The organism is Streptomyces sp. NPDC006265, assembly GCF_040613555.1.
Taxonomy (GTDB): Bacteria; Actinomycetota; Actinomycetes; order Streptomycetales; family Streptomycetaceae; genus Streptomyces.
Genome location: NZ_JBEXSH010001068.1, coordinates 1 through 2,699, shown reverse-complemented (window position 1 = coordinate 2,699; position 2,699 = coordinate 1). Strand labels below are relative to the sequence as shown.

Genomic DNA, 2,699 nt, shown 5'->3' with positions numbered 1-2,699 from the left:
GTCGACCCGCGCGACGACGACCATCACGTGCGCTGGGCGGGCCCCACGCGCGCGTGGTGGGCCGACCGGCTCGGCGTCGACGAGACGGCGGCCCAGGCGATCGTCTGCGCGGCCGTGCGTGAGACGTACGAGGAGGCGGGCGTGCTGCTCGCCGGACCGGCGGCCGACTCGGTCGTCGGCGACACCACGGGAACCGACTGGGAGGCCGACCGGGCCGCCCTGGTCGCCCGGGACCTGTCCTTCGCGGAGTTCCTGGACCGCCGAGGCCTGGTTTTGCGCTCCGATCTGCTGGGCGCCTGGACCCGCTGGATCACCCCGGAGTTCGAGGCCCGGCGCTACGACACCTGGTTCTTCGTGGCCGCGCTCCCCGAGGGCCAGCGCACCCGCAACGCCTCCACGGAGGCCGACCGGACGGTGTGGATCACGCCGGGCGAGGCAGCCGCCGGGTACGACAAGGGCGAGCTGCTGATGATGCCGCCGACGATCGCGACCCTGCGCCAGCTGGCGGCGTACGAGACGGCCGGCCGGGCGCTCGACGCAGCCCCGGAGCGTGACCTCACGCCCGTCCTGGCCACCGCCCGCCTGGTGGACGGCGAGCTCGTGCTCTCCTGGCCGGGCCATGACGAGTTCACCAAGCACATCCCGACCGGTGGAGCCACCGCATGACGGACGCAAGCGCCCTTCCCGGCCAGCCCCGCGGCGGGGTCCTCTCGGGGCCCGCCACCGCGCGGGCCGTCAACGTCCTGGCTCCCAATGCGTCGGCGATGACCCTGGACGGCACCAACACCTGGATCGTCTCCGAGCCCGACTCGGACCTGGCCGTGGTGATCGACCCGGGGCCGCTGGACGACACGCACCTGCGCCGGGTTCTCGCCACCGCCGAACAGGCCGGCAAGCGCGTCGCCCTCACCCTGCTGACCCACGGCCACCCCGACCACGCGGAGGGTGCCGTCCGGTTCGCCGAGCTGACCGGCACCCGCGTGCGGGCCCTCGACCCGGCACTGCGGCTGGGCGACGAGGGTCTGGCCGCAGGGGACGTGATCACGACCGGCGGGCTGGAACTGCGTGTCGTGCCGACCCCCGGCCACACCGCCGACTCCCTCTCCTTCCACCTCCCGGCCGACCGGGCGGTCCTCACCGGCGACACGATCCTCGGCCGCGGCACGACGGTCGTGGCGCACCCCGACGGCCGACTCGGCGACTACCTGGACTCCCTGCGCCGCTTGCGCTCCCTCACGGTCGACGACGGCGTCCACATCGTCCTGCCGGGCCACGGCCCGGTCCTGGACGACGCCCAGGGTGTCGTCGAGTACTACCTCGCCCACCGCGCCACCCGCCTCGCCCAGGTCGAGACGGCCGTCGAGGACGGCTACCGCACCCCTCCACAGGTCGTCGCCCACGTCTACGCCGACGTGGACCGCTCCCTGTGGCCGGCGGCGGAACTGTCGGTACGCGCGCAGATGGACTATCTGGAGGAGCACGGGCTCATCTGAACCCGTCCGGATACGACGTCGGGCCCCGTCTCGTGAGGAGACGGGGCCCGATGACGTACGGCCGGGTGTGCGCGTCAGCGTGAGCGCTTGGCGAGGCGCTCCACGTCCAGGAGGATCACCGCGCGGGCCTCCAGACGCAGCCAGCCGCGCTGGGCGAAGTCCGCGAGGGCCTTGTTGACCGTCTCGCGGGACGCGCCGACCAGTTGGGCCAGCTCCTCCTGCGTGAGGTCGTGCACGACGTGGATGCCCTCCTCGGACTGCACGCCGAACCGGCGCGACAGGTCGAGCAGGGCGCGGGCGACACGGCCCGGGACATCCGAGAAGACGAGGTCGGACATCGCGTCGTTGGTCTTGCGCAGCCGGCGCGCGACGGCGCGCAGGAGCGCCGTGGCCACCTCCGGGCGAACGTTCAGCCAGGGCTGGAGGTCGCCGTGGCCGAGGCCGAGCAGCTTGACCTCGGTCAGTGCCGTGGCCGTCGCGGTGCGCGGGCCCGGGTCGAACAGCGAGAGCTCGCCGATGAGCTCGCTGGGGCCGACCACGGCCAGCATGTTCTCGCGACCGTCGGGGGATGTGCGGTGGAGCTTCACCTTGCCCTCTGTGACCACGTACAGGCGGTCACCGGGGTCGCCCTCATGGAACAGTGAGTCACCGCGGGCGAGGGTCACCTCACTCATGGAGGCGCGGAGCTCCGCGGCCTGCTCGTCATCGAGCGCCGCGAAGAGCGGATTGCGCCGCAGAACGTCGTCCACGAGTTCTCTCCTATTCGACCTGCTCAGGGGATCTTGCTCCCCCGTGTACCGAGGGACCGTGGTGCCCATTTTGTCGGGCGGTCCAAACAGTGTGATCTGTCACAAGGATGCCGCACACGTGTCCCGGGGTACGCGGCAGGGGTCCAATTGGGCGCCGGTCCTCAGGGGCCGGGGCGGATGTCGGTGCCGGGCCTTAGGCTGGCCGGGTGTCCAAATCGCCGGTGAGAGCACAGGCCGAGGGGGCTGCGCGGGTGGTTGTACGTCGCGATTCCGCTGTGGGCGAACAGAGCCCCGATGGCGGTAGGAAAACGGCGAAAGAGAACAAGACGGAACCGGTGAAGAAGACGGCGCCGGCGAAGAAGGCCGTGTCTACGAGCACCGAGACCGTCTCCAGGCCGTGCCGGTCCCAGTAGAGCTGCGCGAGGTCCTCGCCGAAGCACTTGGACAGGCCGTAGAA

Annotated in this window: 3 protein-coding genes and 1 pseudogene; 2 read left to right on the top strand and 2 right to left on the bottom strand. The window is 71.8% G+C overall.

Annotated features, from left to right (window positions below):
* The coding region (locus tag ABZ281_RS45315; RefSeq protein ID WP_356664207.1) for an NUDIX hydrolase at positions 1–666 on the top strand (666 nt) is incomplete at its 5' end.
* Positions 663–1,493 (top strand): MBL fold metallo-hydrolase, encoded by an 831-nt coding sequence (locus tag ABZ281_RS45310; RefSeq protein ID WP_356664205.1) that lies wholly within the window; start codon positions 663–665, stop codon positions 1,491–1,493. The genes ABZ281_RS45315 and ABZ281_RS45310, both read left to right, overlap by 4 nt.
* A 74-nt stretch (positions 1,494–1,567) precedes the next feature.
* Here ABZ281_RS45310 and ABZ281_RS45305 read toward each other — a convergent pair whose 3' ends face one another.
* Both ABZ281_RS45305 and ABZ281_RS45300 read right to left on the bottom strand, forming a co-directional pair.
* Positions 1,568–2,242, bottom strand: a complete 675-nt coding sequence (locus ABZ281_RS45305) for a Crp/Fnr family transcriptional regulator (RefSeq protein WP_356664203.1) — start codon at positions 2,240–2,242, stop codon at positions 1,568–1,570.
* A 370-nt stretch (positions 2,243–2,612) separates the two neighbouring features.
* Positions 2,613–2,699 (bottom strand): annotated as a pseudogene (locus ABZ281_RS45300) (NAD(P)-dependent oxidoreductase); the annotation flags it as partial.

Bases quoted from the DNA above. Each gene is read 5' to 3' on its own strand.
- ABZ281_RS45310 (WP_356664205.1), top strand. From the start codon at position 663: ATGACGGACGCAAGCGCCCTTCCCGGCCAGCCCCGCGGCGGGGTCCTC.